This window comes from Pseudomonas sp. JY-Q (assembly GCF_001655295.1).
Lineage (GTDB): Bacteria > Pseudomonadota > Gammaproteobacteria > Pseudomonadales > Pseudomonadaceae > Aquipseudomonas > Aquipseudomonas alloputida.
Genome location: NZ_CP011525.1, coordinates 4,525,722 through 4,544,874 on the forward strand (window position 1 = coordinate 4,525,722; position 19,153 = coordinate 4,544,874).

Annotated in this window: 19 protein-coding genes; 6 read left to right on the plus strand and 13 right to left on the minus strand. The window is 61.3% G+C overall.

Annotated elements, in window-relative coordinates:
- Positions 1–273: 273 nt before the first annotated feature.
- On the plus strand, positions 274–1,632 hold the full coding sequence (locus tag AA098_RS20405) for a TolC family outer membrane protein (protein ID WP_019750698.1): 1,359 nt from the start codon (positions 274–276) through the stop codon (positions 1,630–1,632).
- Between the two features lie 62 nt (positions 1,633–1,694).
- Here AA098_RS20405 and AA098_RS20410 read toward each other — a convergent pair whose 3' ends face one another.
- The 3 genes from AA098_RS20410 to AA098_RS20420 all read right to left on the minus strand — a co-directional run bounded on the left by AA098_RS20410 (position 1,695) and on the right by AA098_RS20420 (position 4,955).
- Positions 1,695–2,294, minus strand: a complete 600-nt coding sequence (locus AA098_RS20410; protein ID WP_003254580.1) for a tRNA-uridine aminocarboxypropyltransferase — start codon at positions 2,292–2,294, stop codon at positions 1,695–1,697.
- A gap of 64 nt (positions 2,295–2,358) precedes the next feature.
- Complete coding sequence (locus AA098_RS20415) at positions 2,359–3,924, minus strand: PAS domain-containing methyl-accepting chemotaxis protein (RefSeq protein ID WP_054888697.1); 1,566 nt, start codon at positions 3,922–3,924, stop codon at positions 2,359–2,361.
- 137 nt (positions 3,925–4,061) lie between these two features.
- A complete protein-coding gene (locus AA098_RS20420; protein ID WP_003254585.1) occupies positions 4,062–4,955 on the minus strand; it encodes a LysR family transcriptional regulator in 894 nt (297 codons plus the stop codon).
- A 224-nt stretch (positions 4,956–5,179) separates the two neighbouring features.
- Between AA098_RS20420 and speB the strand changes: the two genes are divergently transcribed.
- Positions 5,180–6,130, plus strand: a complete 951-nt coding sequence (speB, locus tag AA098_RS20425) for an agmatinase (RefSeq protein WP_003254586.1) — start codon at positions 5,180–5,182, stop codon at positions 6,128–6,130.
- Between the two features lie 132 nt (positions 6,131–6,262).
- Positions 6,263–7,642, plus strand: a complete 1,380-nt coding sequence (locus tag AA098_RS20430) for a sodium:solute symporter (protein ID WP_012051556.1) — start codon at positions 6,263–6,265, stop codon at positions 7,640–7,642.
- A gap of 126 nt (positions 7,643–7,768) precedes the next feature.
- Here AA098_RS20430 and AA098_RS29910 read toward each other — a convergent pair whose 3' ends face one another.
- Together AA098_RS29910 and AA098_RS20435 are read right to left on the minus strand one after the other, a co-directional pair.
- Positions 7,769–7,897: a PA1414 family protein gene (locus AA098_RS29910; protein ID WP_009683677.1), complete on the minus strand. Its 129-nt coding sequence runs from the start codon at positions 7,895–7,897 to the stop codon at positions 7,769–7,771.
- 124 nt (positions 7,898–8,021) lie between these two features.
- Positions 8,022–8,915, minus strand: coding sequence for a LysR family transcriptional regulator (locus AA098_RS20435; protein ID WP_003254589.1), 894 nt, complete (start codon positions 8,913–8,915; stop codon positions 8,022–8,024).
- 106 nt (positions 8,916–9,021) lie between these two features.
- Between AA098_RS20435 and AA098_RS20440 the strand changes: the two genes are divergently transcribed.
- Positions 9,022–10,194 (plus strand): MFS transporter, encoded by a 1,173-nt coding sequence (locus tag AA098_RS20440; RefSeq protein WP_004576873.1) that lies wholly within the window; start codon positions 9,022–9,024, stop codon positions 10,192–10,194.
- A gap of 99 nt (positions 10,195–10,293) precedes the next feature.
- Here AA098_RS20440 and AA098_RS20445 read toward each other — a convergent pair whose 3' ends face one another.
- From AA098_RS20445 to AA098_RS20465, 5 genes are all read right to left on the minus strand, one after another.
- Positions 10,294–11,220, minus strand: a complete 927-nt coding sequence (locus AA098_RS20445) for a DMT family transporter (RefSeq protein WP_064614957.1) — start codon at positions 11,218–11,220, stop codon at positions 10,294–10,296.
- Between the two features lie 105 nt (positions 11,221–11,325).
- On the minus strand, positions 11,326–11,721 hold the full coding sequence (locus AA098_RS20450; RefSeq protein WP_003254595.1) for a hypothetical protein: 396 nt from the start codon (positions 11,719–11,721) through the stop codon (positions 11,326–11,328).
- A 175-nt stretch (positions 11,722–11,896) separates the two neighbouring features.
- Positions 11,897–12,274: a hypothetical protein gene (locus tag AA098_RS20455; protein ID WP_047604231.1), complete on the minus strand. Its 378-nt coding sequence runs from the start codon at positions 12,272–12,274 to the stop codon at positions 11,897–11,899.
- Positions 12,271–13,245, minus strand: a complete 975-nt coding sequence (locus AA098_RS20460) for a hypothetical protein (protein WP_047604232.1) — start codon at positions 13,243–13,245, stop codon at positions 12,271–12,273. The genes AA098_RS20455 and AA098_RS20460 overlap by 4 nt, the downstream gene beginning before the upstream one ends.
- A gap of 9 nt (positions 13,246–13,254) precedes the next feature.
- Positions 13,255–13,743: a type VI secretion system tube protein Hcp gene (locus AA098_RS20465; protein ID WP_047604233.1), complete on the minus strand. Its 489-nt coding sequence runs from the start codon at positions 13,741–13,743 to the stop codon at positions 13,255–13,257.
- A gap of 462 nt (positions 13,744–14,205) precedes the next feature.
- Between AA098_RS20465 and AA098_RS20470 the strand changes: the two genes are divergently transcribed.
- Positions 14,206–14,478 carry a hypothetical protein gene (locus AA098_RS20470; protein WP_003254599.1) on the plus strand — a complete coding sequence of 91 codons (273 nt, stop codon included), beginning with the start codon at positions 14,206–14,208 and terminating at the stop codon, positions 14,476–14,478.
- A 71-nt stretch (positions 14,479–14,549) separates the two neighbouring features.
- Here the strand turns inward: AA098_RS20470 and AA098_RS20475 are convergent, their stop codons facing one another.
- The gene (locus tag AA098_RS20475) at positions 14,550–15,911 is read right to left on the minus strand and encodes a DEAD/DEAH box helicase (RefSeq protein WP_012051553.1); all 1,362 of its coding nucleotides are present in this window, start codon (positions 15,909–15,911) and stop codon (positions 14,550–14,552) included.
- Positions 15,912–16,014: 103 nt separating this feature from the next.
- Between AA098_RS20475 and AA098_RS20480 the strand changes: the two genes are divergently transcribed.
- Entirely contained in the window at positions 16,015–17,316 is a 1,302-nt protein-coding gene (locus tag AA098_RS20480) for a mechanosensitive ion channel family protein (RefSeq protein WP_017148155.1), read from the plus strand.
- A gap of 42 nt (positions 17,317–17,358) precedes the next feature.
- On the opposite strand, the gene AA098_RS20485 is transcribed toward AA098_RS20480, so the two are convergent.
- Together AA098_RS20485 and AA098_RS20490 are read right to left on the minus strand one after the other, a co-directional pair.
- On the minus strand, positions 17,359–18,234 hold the full coding sequence (locus AA098_RS20485; RefSeq protein WP_064614958.1) for a carboxylate/amino acid/amine transporter: 876 nt from the start codon (positions 18,232–18,234) through the stop codon (positions 17,359–17,361).
- A gap of 267 nt (positions 18,235–18,501) precedes the next feature.
- The gene (locus AA098_RS20490; protein WP_003254608.1) at positions 18,502–19,101 is read right to left on the minus strand and encodes an FMN-dependent NADH-azoreductase; all 600 of its coding nucleotides are present in this window, start codon (positions 19,099–19,101) and stop codon (positions 18,502–18,504) included.
- Positions 19,102–19,153: the final 52 nt, after the last annotated feature.

Here is a 19,153-nt window from a genome sequence, read left to right on the forward strand (position 1 = left end):
CACCTTCTTTATCCGAATTAGTTCTGGAACCGCGTGTAGACCTTGTATCCATGGGTTTTCAAGGCATTTCCCGCCTTCGTTCCGTGCCCTTGAATACACACTTATTAGACAACAACGATCTTATATGGCAATTTGATATGAATAAATCTTCTTATCTATCGCGTTGAATGTACTTAGCTGTGTTGTTAAAAACCTGCAACACTATACGCGATACGTTTATCGTCATTTTTTTGGCGAACAGCAGGATCAATTCCAGGATCAGGGAGATGTACCATGCGCGTTTTGAACCCCATCACCAGTGCTTTACTGTTGGCCCTGGCGAGTGCCAACGTACAGGCGATGTCGATTACCGAGGCTGTCCAAAGCGCCGTGGACTACCACCCACAAGTCAGCTCCAACCGTAACAGCAAGCTGTCGGCCGATGAAGACGTGAAGTTCGCGCGTGGTGGCTACTACCCTTCCGTGGACCTGGTTGCCGGTTATGGCCGCCAGCGCTCGGACAACGCCACGACCCGTGCAGCGGGTAATCACAACAAGGAAACCCTCAACTACACCCAGTCCGAACTGCGCCTGCGGCAGATGATCTTCGACGGCTTCAACACCGCGAATGAAGTGGGCCGCACCGAGGCGGTCTCTACCTCGCGCGCCTATTACACCCAGGCCGTTGCCCAGGATGTCGCCCTGCGTGCAGTCGAGGTCTACCTGGAAGTGCTCAAACGCCGTGAACTGGTGACGCTGGCCAAGAACAACCTGCAAGCTCACCTGCGCGTCAACGACCAGATTGGCCTGCGCAACGAGCGCGGCGTCGGTAGCACCGCCGACCTCGACCAGTCCCGCGCCCGTCGCGCCCTGGCGGAAAACAACCTGGACACCGCCGAAGTCGACCTGGCCGATGCCGAGGCCAACTTCTTCAGCGTGATCGGTCGCGCCCCGGACGAGCTGGAAAGCCCGCAGAGCATCAGGGGCGAGGTGCCAGGCACCCTCGACGAAGCCCGCGACGGCATGCGCCAGAACAACCCGTACATCAAGTCTGCCCAGGCTGACGTCAACGCCGCCGAGCGGCAGTACGAAGTGGGCAAGTCGACCTTCTACCCGCGCTTCGACGCCATTCTGGCAACCGGTGCCAACAACAACACCGGCGGCGAGAAAGGCCACAACAACAACGACTGGCAAGCTGGCGTGGAGATGAACTACAACCTGTTCCGCGGTGGCAGCGACAAGGCTCGCCTGCAGTCCGACGCGCACAAGATCAACCAGGCACTGGACATTCGCAACAACGCCCTGCGTGAGTTGACCGAAAACCTGAGCCTGGCGTGGAACGCCATGAACAACGCCAGCAAGCAGCTGCCAACCGCGCGCGAATACGCCGAGACCACCAAACGTGTGCGCGCGGCCTACCAGGACCAGTTCGGCCTGGGCCAGCGCACCCTGCTGGACGTCCTCGACAGTGAGAACGAGCTGTACAACGCAGACCGTCGCTACACCGAGGTGCGTTATACCGAAGAGTTCTCGCGCTACCGCGTACTGGCGACCATGGGTGAATTGCTGAGCAAACAGCATATTTCGTTGCCACCAGAGGCGCTGGCGACCACCGAAGTCCGCACCGAGGCGCGTCTGCCTGAGATGCGTTGAGCGGGTTTTAGGTAGCGGGGCTGCTTTGTGCTGCGAATGGGCTGCAAAGCAGCCCCCAACCCTCATTCGCGGCCATGATTACGCTGAAAAGTCTCTACGCCCATGGCCCTGATCTGCCCCTCGATCAACGCCTCGAACGGCGCCAGCAGTGCATCGAAACAGGCCGGTTGCTCCAGCGTGTTCAATGCCCCGACCACCGCCTCGATCGTCGACAATGCACCCGCCTCCGGCGCTTTGCGCAACCGATAGCGTGAAGCGGCCACCTGCCCCAGCGTCACCCGTGGCAGCCCCCCCAGCAACGGGTTCAGGTACAGCAGCTTGCGCGCCTTGCGCCAGGTACCGTCGGGTACGATCAGCAGCAAAGGTTTGTCGCCCGCCTCGCCATAAGCTGTGAGCACCTGGGCGTCATCACCCGGGAACAGCAGCACCGGGTGGTATCCGGGGGTGGCGAGCAAGTCATGCAGGTCATCGAACACCTCTCCAATCCGCAACTCGGCATTGTTCAGGCCAAGGGCAGCCAGGCGCGCCGTGTTCAGGGCATGGGCAGTTTCACTGGGGTGCTGCAGCAGGATCACACGGGTGCGGCTGTCGAGCGCGGGGATCAGTGGGCATAGGCAATGGTCGAGCGGGCGCTGGCAGCGCTCGCAGCGGGGTCTGGGCATGGCGGTCTCCTTGGCGGGGACAGTTTGCCACATAACCGGGGCCCGCTTTGCGGGCCCCGCGATTTCAACGGTTGAACCTTTCCGCCAGGCTATGCAGGTACTCCGCCATTCGCTCGAGGTCCTGGCTGATTTCCGCGCCTTGCCTGGCTTGCCCGGCACTCTGGTCGCACAGCTGGGCAATTCTCACGATCTGCTGGTTGATGTCTTCAGCCACATGGCTCTGTTGCTCCGATGCCGTGGCCATCTGCTGGCTCATGCCAGTGATGCGGCTGACCGCCAGGGCAATCCCGCTCAGTGCCGCCTGCACCGCCTCGACACTGTGCACACTGTCCCGGGAAATCTGCTCGCCCCGGCTGGCAGTGCTCACCGCTCGCTCCGCCCCGGCCCTCAACGAGGCAATGATATGGTGGATCTCTTCGGTCGACGCGCGGGTACGCTGCGCCAATGACCGCACCTCATCAGCCACCACGGCGAACCCGCGTCCTTGCTCACCGGCGCGCGCCGCTTCAATGGCGGCGTTAAGCGCCAGCAGGTTGGTCTGCTCGGCAATCGAAGTGATCACGTCGACCACGCTGCCAATCGACTGGGTCTGCTCGGCCAAGGCGTTGACCGCCTGACCAATGTCATTGACCGCGTCGCTCATGCTGCCCATGGCTTGCAGGCTCTTCAGGGCCAGCTCGCTGCCCTGCTGCGCCAGCTGGTCGGCATCACTTGCCGCGTGTGCCGTACTTTGCACGTTGTGGGTGACCTGCTGGATGGTCGCCGCCATCTGCGCGATGGCGGTGGCGGACTGGTCAGTCTCGCTGCGCTGCCGGTCGAGCATCTGCGCCTGGGCATCGGACAAGTCGGAAGATTGCGCCGCCCGCGACTTTACCCCGACACCGGCATCCACCAGCCGGGTCAGGGCCGTTTGCAGGCGGGCTTCTTCGCTGATGATGGCCAGGTCGAGCTGGCCCTGCAAGCCTGGGTTGTCGCTGTAGGTCAGCGCCACCAACGGACTGGTAAAGGCCTTGGGATGCTCAGCCAACGTGCGGCGAATGGCCTGGTTCTGCCGGTGCTCGACCCAGTACCAAGCCAGCAGCAGACTTGCCATCAGCACCGCGAGCGCCGCATAGGGGGGCAACCAAAGGTAACCCGCCGCCGACAGCAGGCCTGCGCCGATCAGTGGCCAGCCATGGCCCAGGCCGTGCCCCAGGCGAGCAGCCCACGGCACTGGGCCGCGACCATCACGCAAACGCGCATACAGTGCCTCGGCACGGCGGATCTGCTCGCGCGTGGGCACCGAGCGCACCGACTCGTAGCCACTGATCCGGCCTTGTTCGTATATCGCCGTGACATAGGCGCTTACCCAATAGTAATCGCCGTTCTTCGCCCGGTTCTTGACGATGCCCATCCAAGGTTTGCCCTGCTTGATGGTCTCCCACATGTGGCCAAACACCGCAGGCGGCATGTCCGGGTGGCGCACCAGGTTGTGCGGTTGGCCGACCAGCTCGTCGTAGGTAAAGCCGCTGATTGCCACAAAGGCGTCGTTGCAGTAGGTGATTCGGCTGCCGAGGTCAGTCGTGGAAATAAGGCGTTGATCGCCGGGGAAGGTTCTTTCGTGCTCAGTGACGGGCAAATTCATGCGCATCTTGGGCGATCCTTGCAGGATGAAATAAGGGGAAATCATCAGCGCAAGTTGATATGTAGCAGAGCGCTATCAGGTTAGCGGCCAGCGTTTACCGGAATTTAACCCGCTCCCGACGGAATGCATGAATGCGTCGCATCTCAGCCCACGTTGAGCTGGCTTTTCAGCAGGTCACGGAAGGTCTGGATCAGCGGTTCGCGGCTGCGCCCGCGGCGAATGATCAGCGAGAACGGGGCCTGGTAACCAAAGGTCGACGGCGACAGTACACGCAAGTCACCTTTGTCGACCCAGGCCTGGGCGTAGTGTTCAGGCAAGTAGCCGATATAGGCCCCGGAAAGGATCAGGATCAGTTGCGCCTCCATGCTTTCAACCGTCGCCGCACTGTGCTTGAAGCCATGCCGGGCCAGTTCGGCCTGGCTCCAATAACCACGGCCGACCATGCGCTGCTGGGTCACCACCTGCTCGGGAATGCGCCGCTCGGCATACAACGGGTGGCGGCTGCTGCAGTACAGCCAGTGCTGTTCGCGGTACAACGGCTGGTAGAGCAGGCCGCTCATCCGCGAAGAAAACGCACCGATGGCCAGGTCCAGGCGGTTGTCCTGCACACCCAGTTGCAGCTCGTAGGGGCTGGACACCGACAGGTGCAGGTGCACCGCCGGGTGCTCCTGGCTGTAGGCACCGATGGCTTCGGCCAGCGGCAAGGCGCGGTCACCGACCGTGGAGTCGATCACGCCAAGGTTGAGGGTGCCACGCAGTTCGCCCTTGAGGGCGGCGGCATACTGCTCGAAACCGTCCAGCTCGGCCAGCAGGCGCAGGGTTTCCTGATGGAACAGCTCGCCCTTGCTGGTCAGGCTGAAGCCACCCCGACCCCGGTGGCACAACACGATACCCAAGGCGCCCTCCAGCTGGCTCATGTAGGTACTGATGGCCGAGGTCGACAGGTTCAGCTCGCGCTGGGCGTTGGCAAAGCCCTGGTGGCGCACCACGCTGATGAAGATGCGCAGCAGTTTCAGGTCGGGCAAGGTCGAGGCCATGGTGCAACGGTTCCACAAGGGTATGTGCGCGCAGTCTAACTGCTCTACCCGCCTTTAGTTCAGAAAATCCTGAACTAAGTATTTGTCGGTAGCGATTCTTCCCCGGTACTCCCTTGAGCAGACTTGGCCGAAATGTCCCTGCCCGCCGGCAAACCACACGTGAATGGCGCGCGGCGGCACAGGTTCGAACAAACACAACAATCGACCGACTGATGAGGCCCACCGTGGACAAGACTCTCCACCAACCACTGGGCGGCAACGAAATGCCGCGTTTCGGCGGCATCGCCACCATGCTCCGCCTCCCCCACCTGCAAAGCGCCGAAGGCCTGGATGCTGCCTTCATTGGCGTACCGCTGGATATCGGTACCTCGCTACGCTCCGGCACCCGCTTCGGCCCGCGGCAGATCCGCGCCGAATCGGTGATGATCCGCCCGTACAACATGGCGACCGGTGCCGCCCCGTTCGACTCGCTGTCGGTCGCCGATATCGGCGATGTGGCAATCAACACCTTCAATCTGCTGGACGCCGTGCGCATCATCGAAGAAGCGTATGACGAGATCGTCGAGCACAACGTCATTCCCATGACCCTGGGGGGCGATCACACCATCACCCTGCCGATCCTGCGTGCGCTGCACAAGAAACACGGCAAGATCGGCCTGGTACACATCGATGCCCACGCCGACGTCAACGACCACATGTTCGGCGAGAAGATCGCCCACGGCACCACCTTCCGCCGCGCCGTGGAAGAAGGCCTGCTCGACTGTGACCGCGTGGTGCAGATCGGCCTGCGCGCCCAGGGCTACACCGCCGATGACTTCAACTGGAGCCGTCGCCAGGGCTTCCGCGTGGTCCAGGCCGAAGAGTGCTGGCACAAGTCACTGGAGCCACTGATGGCCGAAGTGCGGGAAAAAGTCGGCGGTGGCCCGGTTTACCTGTCTTTCGACATCGATGGCATCGACCCGGCCTGGGCACCCGGTACCGGAACCCCGGAGATCGGCGGCTTGACCACCATCCAGGCGATGGAGATCATTCGCGGCTGCCACGGCCTGGACCTGATCGGCTGTGACCTTGTCGAAGTCTCCCCGCCTTACGACACCACCGGCAACACCTCGCTGCTCGGTGCCAACCTGCTGTTCGAGATGCTCTGCGTGCTACCGGGCGTGGTGCGTCGCTAATACCGCTCTACCCCGGCAGGAGCCATGAGGGAGGGCCACTGAGGCCCGCCAACACAAGAAAAGACCGCCGGGCGCCGTGCAAACGCCCGCGCGGTCGATCTCGCCATAATAAAGATAATCGGGAGACCCCCAATGGCCTTGGACATCATTGTTGTAATGATCTACACCGCCGGCATGCTCGGGCTTGGCTGGTATGGCATGCGCCGCGCGAAAACCCATGAAGACTACCTGGTAGCCGGGCGCAACCTCGGCCCGGTGCTGTACATGGGCACCATGGCCACCACCGTACTCGGTGGCGCTTCCACCGTCGGCACCGTGCGCCTGGGCTACGTCCACGGCATTTCCGGCTTCTGGCTGTGCGCAGCCCTGGGCCTGGGCATCATCGCCATCAACCTGTTCCTCGCCAAACCGCTACTGCGCCTGCGCATCTTCACCGTGACCCAGGTACTGGAACAGCGCTACAACCCCACCGCACGCCAGGCCAGCGCCGTCATCATGCTGGCTTACGCGCTGATGATCGGGGTCACCTCGACCCTGGCCATGGCCACCGTCCTGCAGGTGCTGCTGGACCTGCCGTTCTGGGCTTCGCTGATGCTCGGCGGCGGCGTGGTAGTGCTGTACTCGACCATCGGCGGCATGTGGTCGCTGACCCTGACCGATATCGTCCAGTTCGTGATCAAGACCGTCGGCCTGATGTTCATCCTGCTGCCAGTGTGCCTGTACAAGGCCGGTGGTTGGGACACCCTGGTGGCCAAACTGCCAGCGGCCAGCTTCCAGCTGACTACCATTGGCTGGGACACCATCATCACTTACTTCCTGATCTACTTCTTCGGCATCCTCATCGGCCAGGACATCTGGCAGCGAGTGTTCACCGCCCGTGACGAAAAGGTCTGTCAGCGAGCCGGCACCACCGCCGGTGTGTATTGCGTGCTGTATGGCCTGGCCTGTGCGGCGATCGGCATGGCTGCGCATGTGCTGATGCCCGACCTGGCCAACCCGAACAACGCCTTTGCCGAGATGATCAAAACCACCCTGCCCGATGGCATTCGTGGCCTGCTGATGGCCGCGGCCCTGGCGGCCATGATGTCCACCGCCAGCGCCGGTCTGCTGGCTGCCTCGACCACCGTGACCGAAGACCTGCTGCCCAAGCTGCGTGGCGGCAAGCAGTCGAGCCTGGGCACCAGCCGCCTGTTCACCCTGCTCACCGGCCTGGTGGTGCTGGGCATCGCGCTGATGGTGAATGATGTGATCAACGCCCTGACCCTGGCTTACAACCTGCTGGTCGGCGGCATGCTGATCCCGCTGATCGGGGCGATCTTCTGGAAGCGTGCGACCACCGCAGGCGCGATTGCCAGCATGTCGCTGGGCTTTGCCACCGCCCTGCTGTTCATGTTCCTGGACGGGCTGGAGGCCAATACCCCGATCTACTACAGCCTGGCAGTAGGGCTGGTGAGCTTTGTGGGCGTGAGCCTGGTATCGCGCAAGTCGGTGGCGGCGGTGAAGCTGGCCTGACTGCTGTACCGGCCCTTTCGTTTGTAGCGGGCTTGCACGCGCGAAAGGGCCAGTACACGCAATAGACAATCAGCAGACACAAAAAGGCCGCTGCACCCACTCGGGTGAAGCGGCCTTTGTCGTTAATCAGCGCCGACGCGGTTGACGTTTGCGCTGCTCTTCATCAGTCGGGATCGGCACCGGCTGCAAGGGTGGTGGAATCAGCCCCAAGGCGACGGCCAGGTCGTGGAGCCAGTTTGACAGTGGTTTATTCATAATGCCCCCTTGACGGGTCAGCCTCACGGCAAATCAATCCTGCAATGTTTCATACAGATCATAGCCCTATGTCCTGTATTACGCATGCCTCTGTTCCTACAGATAAGGGCGATTTTGACTCGGATCAAGCCGTGGCGGCGCATTCCGACGACTGGTTAATCGTTTCGCTTTGTTGCAGGTCGATCCATGCCTGCAGATTAGCCCCGCGCATACCCTGGCGCCACATCAGCCAGGTGACCGCCTGATCGAAAGGTGCCTGCAGCGGGTGCACCCTCACCCGATCACGTCCAGGCAGGCTGTCGAGCATCGACTGGGCCATCATCGCCACACCCGCACCCGCGATCACACAGGCCAGCATGCTCTGGTACGACTCGATCTCCATCACCCGCCCCATCGGCGTATGGGCATGGGCATACCAGGCCTCCAGGCGCATGCGGTACGAGCAGCCCTGGCGGAAGGTGAACACCGCCTTGCCCGCCACGTCCTTGGCGGTGAGGACCGCCGGGTGCTCGGGGCTGGTGATCAGTACCAGTTGCTCATCGCACAGCGGCACGCCATCCAACCCGGCAAGGCTCGGTGGCCCGTCCACAAGAGCAGCATCCAGGGAGTGGTTCAACAGCCCTTCAAGCAACTCGCCGCTGGGTGCTGCACGCACTTGCAGGTTCACCTGTGGGTAAGCCTGGTGATAGCGCGCCAGCAACGCCGGCAAGTGGGTCGCCGCCGTGCTGTACATGGTCCCCAGCACGAAGTCCCCAGCCGGCTGACCGCCACGCACGGCGCCCAGCGCTTCGTCGCGCAAGGCGGACATACGGTTGGCATAGTCCAGCAGCACCTTGCCTGCTGGCGACAGTTGCAGGCGCTGACGTTCGCGCAGGAACAGTTCGACGCCCAGTTGCTCCTCGAGTTGGCGCAGGCGCGTGGAGAGGTTTGATGGCACCCGGTGCAGGCGCTCTGCGGCGCGGGTAACCGAGCCTTCCTCGGCCACGGCCTGAAAGATACGCAGTTGGCTGAATTCCACGGCATTCTCCAAAACAGAACAACTTGATCATCATTATTCAATTTTATTGAAAACAAAAGCACCCTAACCTGCCAGCCATCACTTATATCCGCGCAGGAGACCTGTCATGTCGCCACTCATTCAACTGCTCGCCAGCGCCGTGGCGCTGATGATGGCCATGGGCATCGGTCGTTTCGCCCTCACCCCGCAACTGCCACAACTGATTGCCGAAGGCCAGTTCGACCTGACAGTCGCCGGGCTGGTCGCGGCGGCCAATTACCTGGGCTATTTCGTGGGTGCGGTGGACGCCATGTTCGCCCGCTCGCCAGGCCAGGTACGGTTGCGCCTGCACGGGGGGCTGTGGCTGTGTGTGCTGCTGACCCTGGCCTCCTGGGCTGCCAACGGCTTTTGGGGCCACCTGCTGCTGCGCTTCGGCACAGGCGTAGCCAGCGCCTGGGTGCTGGTGATGATCACCAGCCTCAGCCAGCAAGTAGCCACTGCCCACAACCGCCAGCGCCTGGGAGCGCTGGTTTTCGCCGGACCCGGCCTGGGTATTGCCGTGACCGGGCTACTGGCACTGGCCGCGCATGTGCAGGGGTTGGGCTCGGCTGCACTGTGGCTGATCTATGCCGTGGCTGCCTTGGTGATGCTGCTGGCCGTGCGGCCGTGGTTGCCACGGGCACTGCAAGCGGCACCGGCTCAGCCGCCAGTGCGACAAGGCCCGACGCGCAGTGTCGGCACTGGCCGCCTGGGGTTGGTGTATGGCTTGTATGGCATGGGCTACATCCTGCCAGCCACCTTTCTGTCACAGATGGCCAATCAGCAGTTTCGCGGGCAGTGGCTGGCTGACCTGTTCTGGCCGGCGTTTGGCCTGGCGGCGGCGCTGGGTGTTTTGCTGGTGAGCGTGCGCCGTGGTGGCCGCACCTCGACCTGGTTGACCACCACCCTGTGGTTGCAAGGGCTGGGTGTGCTGGCCTGTCTGATGGGTGGGGGTATCGGGCTGGTGCTGGGTGTTGCGCTGTGTGGCGGGCCGTTCCTGGCCTGCATGCAACTGGTCATGCAGCGCTCGCGCGAGTTGGCGCCACATGCCACACAGCGCAATGCCGGGCTGCTGACCGCGTGCTTTGCCTTGGGGCAGTTGAGTGGGCCGCTGCTGGCGGCGCTCAGCAGCCATTACAGTGGCGGGCTGCAACCGGCATTGATGCTGGCGGCGGGCGGGTTGGCGGTGGCTGGCGTACTGGTCCAGTTGCCGGGTAACGCACAGCAGGGAAGCGCCTGTCAGGCCAAGGCTGCATCCTGAGGCGATGCAGTCTGTACCGGCCCCTTCGCGGGCAAGCCCGCGCCTACAACGGCTGTGCAGGCGCGGCTTGCCCGCGAAGGGGCCGGTAGAGGCAACACATCACCCTACCAACCGCCGCAATTGTTGTTTCACCCAAGGTTCGGCACTTACCAGGATCACACCCAGCAACACCATCAACGCGCCCACCACGAAATTCGCACTGAGCGGCTCATCCAGCAGCAAAACGCCAAAGGTCACCCCAAACAACGGGGTAATGAAGGAAAACACCGCGAGGTTCGACGCCAGGTATTTGCGCAGCAACCAGAACCAGGTGAGGTAGCTGATGAACGACACCACAATCCCCTGGAACAATACACTGCCCATCGCCAGCGGCGTCAGCGACACCGCGCCGATCTGCCCGCTGAGCAGGGCGATCAGCAGCAGCCCGGCAAAACCGACCGCCAGCTGATAGAACAGGGTCAAGGTCGCCGGCGCCTCCGATAGCCGTGAACAACGCACCACCACCGTGGTCGCGCCCCAGGCCAGCCCGGCGATCACGCCAAAGGCATCTCCCAGCAAGGTGCGGCTGTCCATGTGCTCGAACGACGTGCCACCGGCAAAGGCCATGGCAATGCCGCCGAAGGCCAGCAGAATGCCCAGCCACTGCAGCAGCCGCAAGCGTTCACTGGGTAGACGAAAATGCAGGCCCAAGGCGGTAAATACCGGCGCGGTATAGAGGAACACCGACATGTGCGCCGCCGAGGTCAGTTTCAGCCCTTCGGCAATGAACAGAAACTCCACCCCGAACAGCCCGCCCGCCACCAACCCTGCGCGCCAGGTGGTGCTGACCTGCTCCCAGCCACCCCGCCAGCACAGCATCAGGCCTACCAGCACAGCGGCAATGCCATTGCGCAGTGCTGCCTGCATCACCGGAGCAATGTCTGCGGCGGCGGTCTTGATCAGTACCTGCTGGCAGCCCCAGATCAGGCAAAGGCCCAGCATTACCTGGAAGGCAAAGGCGTCAGGGTTCTTGCGGACCGCGCTCATAAGCGGGCCTCTGGGGTGGTCGTAGGCATGGGCAAGGCTCGGCAGCGTTCAGAAGCTACCGATTATCGGGTTTTGAACGCTGCACTTGCCAGCCTTAAAACGACCTCAAGCAATCTGTGCCTTCGCAGATACCTGTTCGAACGTCGTTTCGTCCAGCGCATCTTCCTGCTCATCCAGCACCTGGCGCGGGTGCTCGAAGCCGGGGATGCTGCTGTCGATCAGGCTCATCAAGCGCGAGCCGCGTTCGGTCAGGACGAAGTTTTCGCCATTGCCGCCGTCCTCTTCAGGCCGGCATTCAATGAATCCGCGCTCAAATAGCAGCTTTTCATACTCGCATGCACGGGTTTTCAGGTGATCCACGTCACCCACCGGCTCACCCTTGGCGGCCAGTGCAGCAGCATGCTGTTCGGCATATGGGCGGGGTGTGAAGCTGTGACCGGCGCCATTCTGCACTTCGTGCAGCAAGCGTTCGATCAGGTCCCAGTCGTAGGCGATGCTCATGGCTACGGGCTCCTGCTGTGGACGAAAGGGGTACACAGGTTGGGACCCGCCAAGGTTGCCAAGCGTTCCGAAGCGCTTAGCGCTTGCGTTGTTGCGCGCCGCGCGGGCGGCGCCCGGTCTCCCAGGCGCTGAAAACACTACGATAGGCGCAAATTTTCCTGTCCAGACACGAAATTTAATAACCCCCCAATTTCAACCAGCTCCAAAGGCCAATGAGCGACAAGAAAATAGCGATATGAAGAAACCACAAGCTAACCAGCATGCGGCGCAATCCACCAGGAAATTTTTTTACATCCTGAACGTCTAGAAGGCCTTTACGAACGCAAATCGCCCTCATCGACAACATCACGGATGCAGAGCCGGTACGCATCACTTTACCCACCAAACCTGCATGACCAAAAATCTTTTTATTACCAGAAACCATCAAACTATTAGATAGCAACGACTCTATTTGACTCACATAGCGAACCGAAACATAAACCCATATAAATATGACTATGAACATGGCCACCATCAAGGGAAGGCCTAACCATCTGGCGTCGAACCCAATCATTGCGCCACCTCATATATCAACTCACCAAGCATTTCACCGATACCACCTACGACCGAACCGCCTGTAGCGCCACCCACGGCACCGCCAATGACAGTGCACGCGAGAGCCCCCGGACCGCCTGTCGTCACTCCAAGGAAAAGTACGCAACCAGTTCCCCCTAGAAATCCACCAATCGCCCCGCCAGTGATCGATCCCCCCGTACTGCCAACCAGAGAGACGCCTTCCACATATTTAGCCTTTCTGCAGTCTTCAGGGCGTCCAAAGGTACATGCATGATGGATACTCAGCCCTGTTGAAGCCACGTCGAGCCCCAAGCCGATATAAGTACCCTTCTTTATCAGATTGGCTGCTCTCGAGATTCCTGCGATCTTCTCGGCGTACCCAGCAATCTCACCGGTATGCAGGTAGCTTTTGGTTGATATCTCGAGGACTCTCTTCACCGAACCTCTATTTCGCAGGCCTGAACCGTACGCAGCCAATTTATTCAGCTGCTCTTCTAGCTTCATGAATAAGGTCATTCGCCTGGCATAAAACTCATTACGCCCCTTAATTGTGCCATCTCTCAAATATTGACGATGTAAGACCTCAATATCTTCCAGGGTCTTCTTGATCGACTCAAGGTGCCTACTCCAGCCATCGCTTACAGCGCCAGCCCCCATGGAGGCGTGGGTGAGGAAACTTTTCAGCATCTCGTAGTTGTCCAGAAAGAAGTCATCCACCCCAGCACCATTGACCTCCAGCTGATGATGTATTCCCGCTGCCTTCGCCATTAAAAAAGCCTCATGGCTCGTACACGATGGCGTACTGGGGTCACCAACAATCACCAGTTCCCCTCCAACAACCACGCCATTGGCGATATGCGCATTTAGCACATCAAACTTGGCCCGCTGATGGGCCGACATGGGCGTGCCGGCCTTCAGCGACTCAAACGATTGCGCCTGAGGATTGATAAAGCTGCGTGCCTCGGACATGGTCGCACCTCACGCATACTTCTTGTTGGCGATGCGGTCCCAGCCGCCGGTCACGTTGCCGCCCGCGCTGCCGTCGCGGCGCTTCTGCCGCGTATAGGTGGTCTTGATGCGGCCGTAGTTCAATTGAATCACTTCTATCGGCACTCCGGCGCTGGCGCTCTGGGCGTAATCGGCGATGATCACTTCTTCGAGAATGACTTCGTAGTACTTGAGCTTTTCGGTACCGGCCCGGCACACCACCAGCTTCACTTCCTTCAGGTGCTGGCCGGCACAGCTGGCCTCAAGCAGCTTGCAGCTGGCGCTGTCCAGATACTTGGTAAAGGTGAAGTTGGTGAGCGTGGCCCGCCCGGAAGATGCGCCGCCCGCGGAGCTTGCGGTGGCAGAGGTGCTCTGGTTGGCGCCGAACTTGTAGCCGATGATCTCGATCCAGTTGGCGTACTGCTCGTCCAGTGCTTCGCCAGTGATCTCTGCGATTTGAATATAAGCATCGAAGGCCATGCTTACCTCTCCTTGGTAAGGATTGGGCTGATAACGACGGCATTTCGAGATCGACGTCTTGAGGTTGTTCCCGAAGGCGAAGGGCGGATTGCGCTGCGTGCCCTCAGGTGCGATTGACCCTAGCTCCCCACACCTGGCGGGGCAATAGAACGCGAGCAAACAAGGCTACTTTGGGAAATTGCTTACAGATTTGCCGATGAAGTCAGCCCGCTCTCAAAGGGTTCGAGCAAATTTTTAGATCTCGACCAAGACCGTTGTGACAACAAGAAATCTCTGCACGCGATACTGGGGAAGAAGGGCTGCGGATTGTGTGTGGGGAGATTGCGCAAATCGAGCGCCGCCCGCGCGGCGCTCGGTCTCCCAAGGACCACCACCAAAGAAATCTTCCATCGGTCGCAAGCCCTGAACTTCCCTGCCCCCACAGCCCTCCACCGGGCATCACCACCGCCGGAGGTTGGAAGGATGAAACCGCTACTGCCCATAGCCTGTGCCGCTGCCCTGCTTTGCGCCCTGCCCGCTTGGGCCTGCACACCTGAAGAAGCAACGCAAAAACGTGAGGAGCTGGCCGGGCTGGTCACTCAGTTGACTGAGCAGAACCCGCAAAAGGCCAAGGAGATCAATGATGAGCTTCAGGGGATGGATCTGGGGACGGCGAGCAAGGACTTGCCCGACAAGTGTCAGCTGATCGACCAGCGGATCAAGGAGTTGAAGCAGGCAGAGAAAAAGGCGGAGTGATCGTTCGTCGCCTGCGCACGCCCTTCGCAGAAGCAAGCTTGCGTCGCTTCTGCAAAGGGCCTGCGTGAGTCTTATTCAGCAGCAGGCTTGCGCTTCTTCAGTGGCGCCAGGCCATCTGCACTGGCCAGAGGCGCGTTGGCCTTCGGCTTGGCAGTAGGCTTGCGCTTGGCGGCAGCTTTCTTGTCGCCGGTCTTCTTCTCGACCTTTTTCTTCTTGCTGCCGGCCGCCTTGCCCGAGGCCTTGACCTTCTTCGGCCCGTTGTAGGTGCCCTTCACTTCCTTGATGACCCGGCGCTCGAACTGCTGCTTGAGGTAGCGCTCGATGCTCGACATCAGGTTCCAGTCGTTGTGGGTGATCAGCGAGATCGCCAGGCCTTCGCCACCGGCACGGCCGGTACGGCCCACACGGTGGACGTACTCGTCACCGCTGCGTGGCATGTCGAAGTTGATCACCAGGTCCAGGCCGTCGATATCCAGGCCACGGGCTGCCACGTCGGTCGCCACCAGCACTTTGGAGCTGCCCTGCTTGAAGCGCTCGATGGCCAGCTTGCGGTCCTTCTGGTCCTTTTCGCCATGCAGCACGAAGGCCTTCACGTCCTTGGCCACCAGGTGACCGTAGATGCGGTCGGCCATGGCGCGGGTGTTGGTGAAGATGATCGCCTTGTCGAAGGTTTCGTTGGCCAGCAACCACTGCGCGATCTGCTCTTTATGCTGGTCGTGGTCGGCGGTGATGATCTGCTGGCGGGTGCCTTCAGCCAGTTGCGAGACACTGTTGAGCATCAGGTGCTCAGGGTCTTTCAGCACCTTGCCGATGATGTCGCGCAGGGCCGCGCCACCGGTGGTAGCCGAGAACAGCAAGGTCTGCTCGCGGTTCTCGCACTCTTTGCACAGGCGCTCCATGTCTTCGGCAAAGCCCATGTCGAGCATGCGGTCGGCTTCGTCCAGGATCAGGACCTGCACGTGGGACAGGTCGAGGTTGCCGGCATTGAGCTGCTCGAGCAGGCGACCCGGGGTGCCGATCAGCACGTCGGGCACCTTGCGCAGCATGGCGGCCTGTTCCTTGAAGTCTTCGCCGCCAGTCACCAGGCCCGACTTGATGTAGGTGAACTGCGAGAACAGCTGCACCTGCTTGAGGGTTTGCTGGGCCAGCTCACGGGTCGGCAGCAGGATCAACGCGCGAATCTCGACACGCGGACCGCTGAGGTCGACCAGACGGTTGAGCAGTGGCAGTACGAAGGCCGCCGTCTTGCCGCTGCCGGTCTGCGCAGTCACACGCAGATCCCGCCCTTGCAGGGCCAGGGGGATGGCCGCGGCCTGCACCGGGGTTGGCTCGACAAATTTAAGCTCGGCCACGGCTTTAAGCAGGCGTTCATGCAGGGCGAATTGGGAGAACACGGAGGTAACCTCAGACAAGTGCGGGAAATTCAGTTGCATAGGGTAACGTTTTCTGCAGCCTTAGCCGAATTTCTTTTGGCAACTTTGTCGCTATCCGCGCTCTAATACGGCTTCGTTTCGCAACAAGACTGTATGCAAGCCCATGGATATCCAACGAATCTGGCGTGACTCCCTCGACCTGTGGGGCACCCTCGACCAACATCCCATGCTGCACGCTGCCATCGGTCTGGCAGTACTGCTGCTCATCTCCCTGGCAGTCGGCCGCCTGGCGCGCTTCCTGATACTGCACGGCGCGCGCCTGCTGGCCCGCCAGCCTGCACTGAAGTGGCTGGACGACCTGCGCCACAACAAGGTGTTCCACCGCCTGGCACAAACGACCCCGTCCCTGGTGCTGCAGTTCGGCCTGAAGCTGGTGCCTGAGCTGTCCGACACCGCTCAGCACTTCCTTGGCAATGTCGCCCTGGCCTTTACCCTGTTGTTCATGACCATGGCGCTGTCATGCCTGCTGGATGCCCTGCTCGACATCTATGCCCGCACCGAACACGCCCGCACCCGCTCGATCAAGGGCTACGTGCAACTGGCCAAGATGATGTTGTGGATCTTCGCCTCGATCATCATCGTCGCCACCCTGATCGACCGCTCGCCGCTGTTGCTGCTGTCCGGCCTGGGTGCGATGTCGGCGGTATTGCTGTTGGTGTACAAGGACACCCTGCTGTCATTCGTCGCCAGCGTGCAACTGACCAGCAACGACATGCTGCATGTCGGGGACTGGATAGAAATGCCGCAGGTAGGCGCCGATGGCGACGTGGTGGACATCACCTTGCACACGGTGAAAGTGCAGAACTTCGACAAGACCCTCGTTTCCATCCCCACCTGGCGCCTGATGAGCGAGTCATTCCGCAACTACCGCGGCATGCAGCAGTCCGGTGGCCGGCGCATCAAGCGCAGCCTGTTCATCGACGCCGCCGGCGTGCGCTTCCTCACCCGCGAAGAAGAACAGCGCCTGAGCCAGGTGCAGCTACTGAGTGACTACCTGGCGGGCAAGCGCCAGGAACTGCAAAACTGGAACGAGGCGCTGGGGCCGGTGGCGGACCTGTCGGCCAACCGCCGCAAGCTGACCAACATCGGCACCTTCCGCGCGTTTGCCCTGGCCTATCTGAAGAACCATCCCAACGTGCACCCGAACATGACCTGCATGGTGCGGCAGATGCAGACCACCGCCGAAGGCGTGCCGCTGGAGATCTACTGCTTCACCACCACCACGGTATGGGCGGATTACGAACGGATCCAGGGGGATATCTTCGACTACCTGCTGGCGGTGTTGCCGGAGTTTGGCTTGAGCTTGTATCAGCAGCCGAGTGGCAATGACATGCGCGTGGGGTTGGCGGGGCGCACGGCGGCAGAGCCGATGCCGCGTCGCATTGAAGATATGAGTGAGGCTTGAGATTGCCGGGGCTGCCCTGCAGCCCCCGGATCAAAGGGCGAGTCAGGCCTTGCCGGCCAGCGGCGCCTGTGCGCGCCCACCCAGGCGGCTCAGCCACACCGACGCCAGGATGATCCCCCCGCCGATCAACAGCCGCCCCAGCGGCTCGTGCTGGTTCCAGATCAACAGGTTCAGCAGCAGCCCCACCGGCACATGCAGGTTGTTCATCACCGCCAGCGTACCGCCAGAAACCAGACATGCACCTTTGTTCCACCAGTACAGCCCCAGCGCCGTCGGACACAGCCCCAGGAACAACAGCACCAGCCATTGCACGTCAGTGCTCGGCAAGTGCTGGGTATTGCCGAACAGCAGGAAGGCCGGCAGCACCACCAGCAAGGCACCGAGGTAGAAGTAACCGAAGCGGGCGTAGTGTGGCAGGTCGCTGGGGTGGCGAGCGACCAGGTGACGGTACAGCACCTGGCCGGCAGCGTAGGTGAAGTTGGCCAGTTGCAGCAGCAGGAAGCCGATGAAAAACTCGCCGCTGATGCTGTCGAAGCGGATCACGGCAGCACCGGCCACGGCGACCAGCGCGGCCACTAGCGCCCAAGCGTTGAAGCGCCGGTTCAGGGCATCTTCGATCAAGGTCACGTGTAGCGGCGTGAGGATCGTGAACAGCAGCACCTCCGGTACGGTAAGCACGCGGAAGCTCAGGTACAGGCAGACATAGGTGATGCCGTACTGCAGCGCGCCAATCAGCAGCATGGAACGCATGAAGCGTGGCTCGACCTGGCGCCAGCGGGTCAGCGGCAGGAACACCAGGCCGGCCAGCAGCACCCTGGCGAGCACTGCGAAATAGCTGTCGACGTGCCCGGCCAGGTACTCGCCGATCAAGCTGAAGGAAAACGCCTGGATCAGCGCGACGATTATCAGGTAGCCCATGGTTGCCTCTCGTGAATCAAGGCCGCGACCTTAGCGGGTTGCAGCGAATGAGTTCAACCATGAGGAATGTAGGGGCTGTACCGGCCTCTTCGCGGCTCGCCTGCGCGCAGTTATCTGCAATGGCCTTTGTAGGAGCGGGTTTACCCGCGAAAAGGCCGGCACTGGCGACCTAAAAACCCCAGGCATAAAAAAAGCCCGGCCATACAAGCCGGGCAGGTACACCCAAAGGAGCAAAAACAGGTGTCAGGTTTGGGAATTCGTGAACCCTCAGGCCACCGCCGCCAGCTTGGCCTTGGCCTGGTTGACGCCCTTCTCGTGGAACTCGCCGCTCATGTTCAGGCCTTCGGCATGGATGAAGTCGACATCGTGGATGCCGATGAAAGCCATGACCTGGCGCAGGTACGGTTCCTGATGGTCACTGCTGGCACCCGCATGGATGCCGCCGCGGGCAGTCAGGACGATGGCGCGCTTGCCGGTCAGCAGGCCTTGCGGGCCGGTCGGGGTGTATTTGAAGGTGATGCCGGCACGCAGCACATGGTCCAGCCAGGCTTTCAGGGTGCTGGGGATGGTGAAGTTGTACATGGGCGCAGCCATCACCAGCACGTCGGCAGCCAGCAATTCATCCGTCAGCTCGTTGGAACGGGCCAGGGCCTCCAGTTCGGCGGCGCTGCGCTGTTCTTCGGGTTTCATCCAGCCGCCCAGCAGGTTAGCGTCCAGGTGGGGTACCGGGCTTACTGCCAGGTCGCGCACAGTGATCTGATCGGCCGGGTGGGCAGCCTGCCATTGCTGGATGAAATCTTTGGTCAGCTGACGGGAAACGGAATCCTGCTGGCGGGCGCTGCTTTCGATGATCAGTACGCGGGACATGGGGGGTGCCTCCATCGGCAAAAAAGGGTGCGATTCGATGGAGGTGAGATTA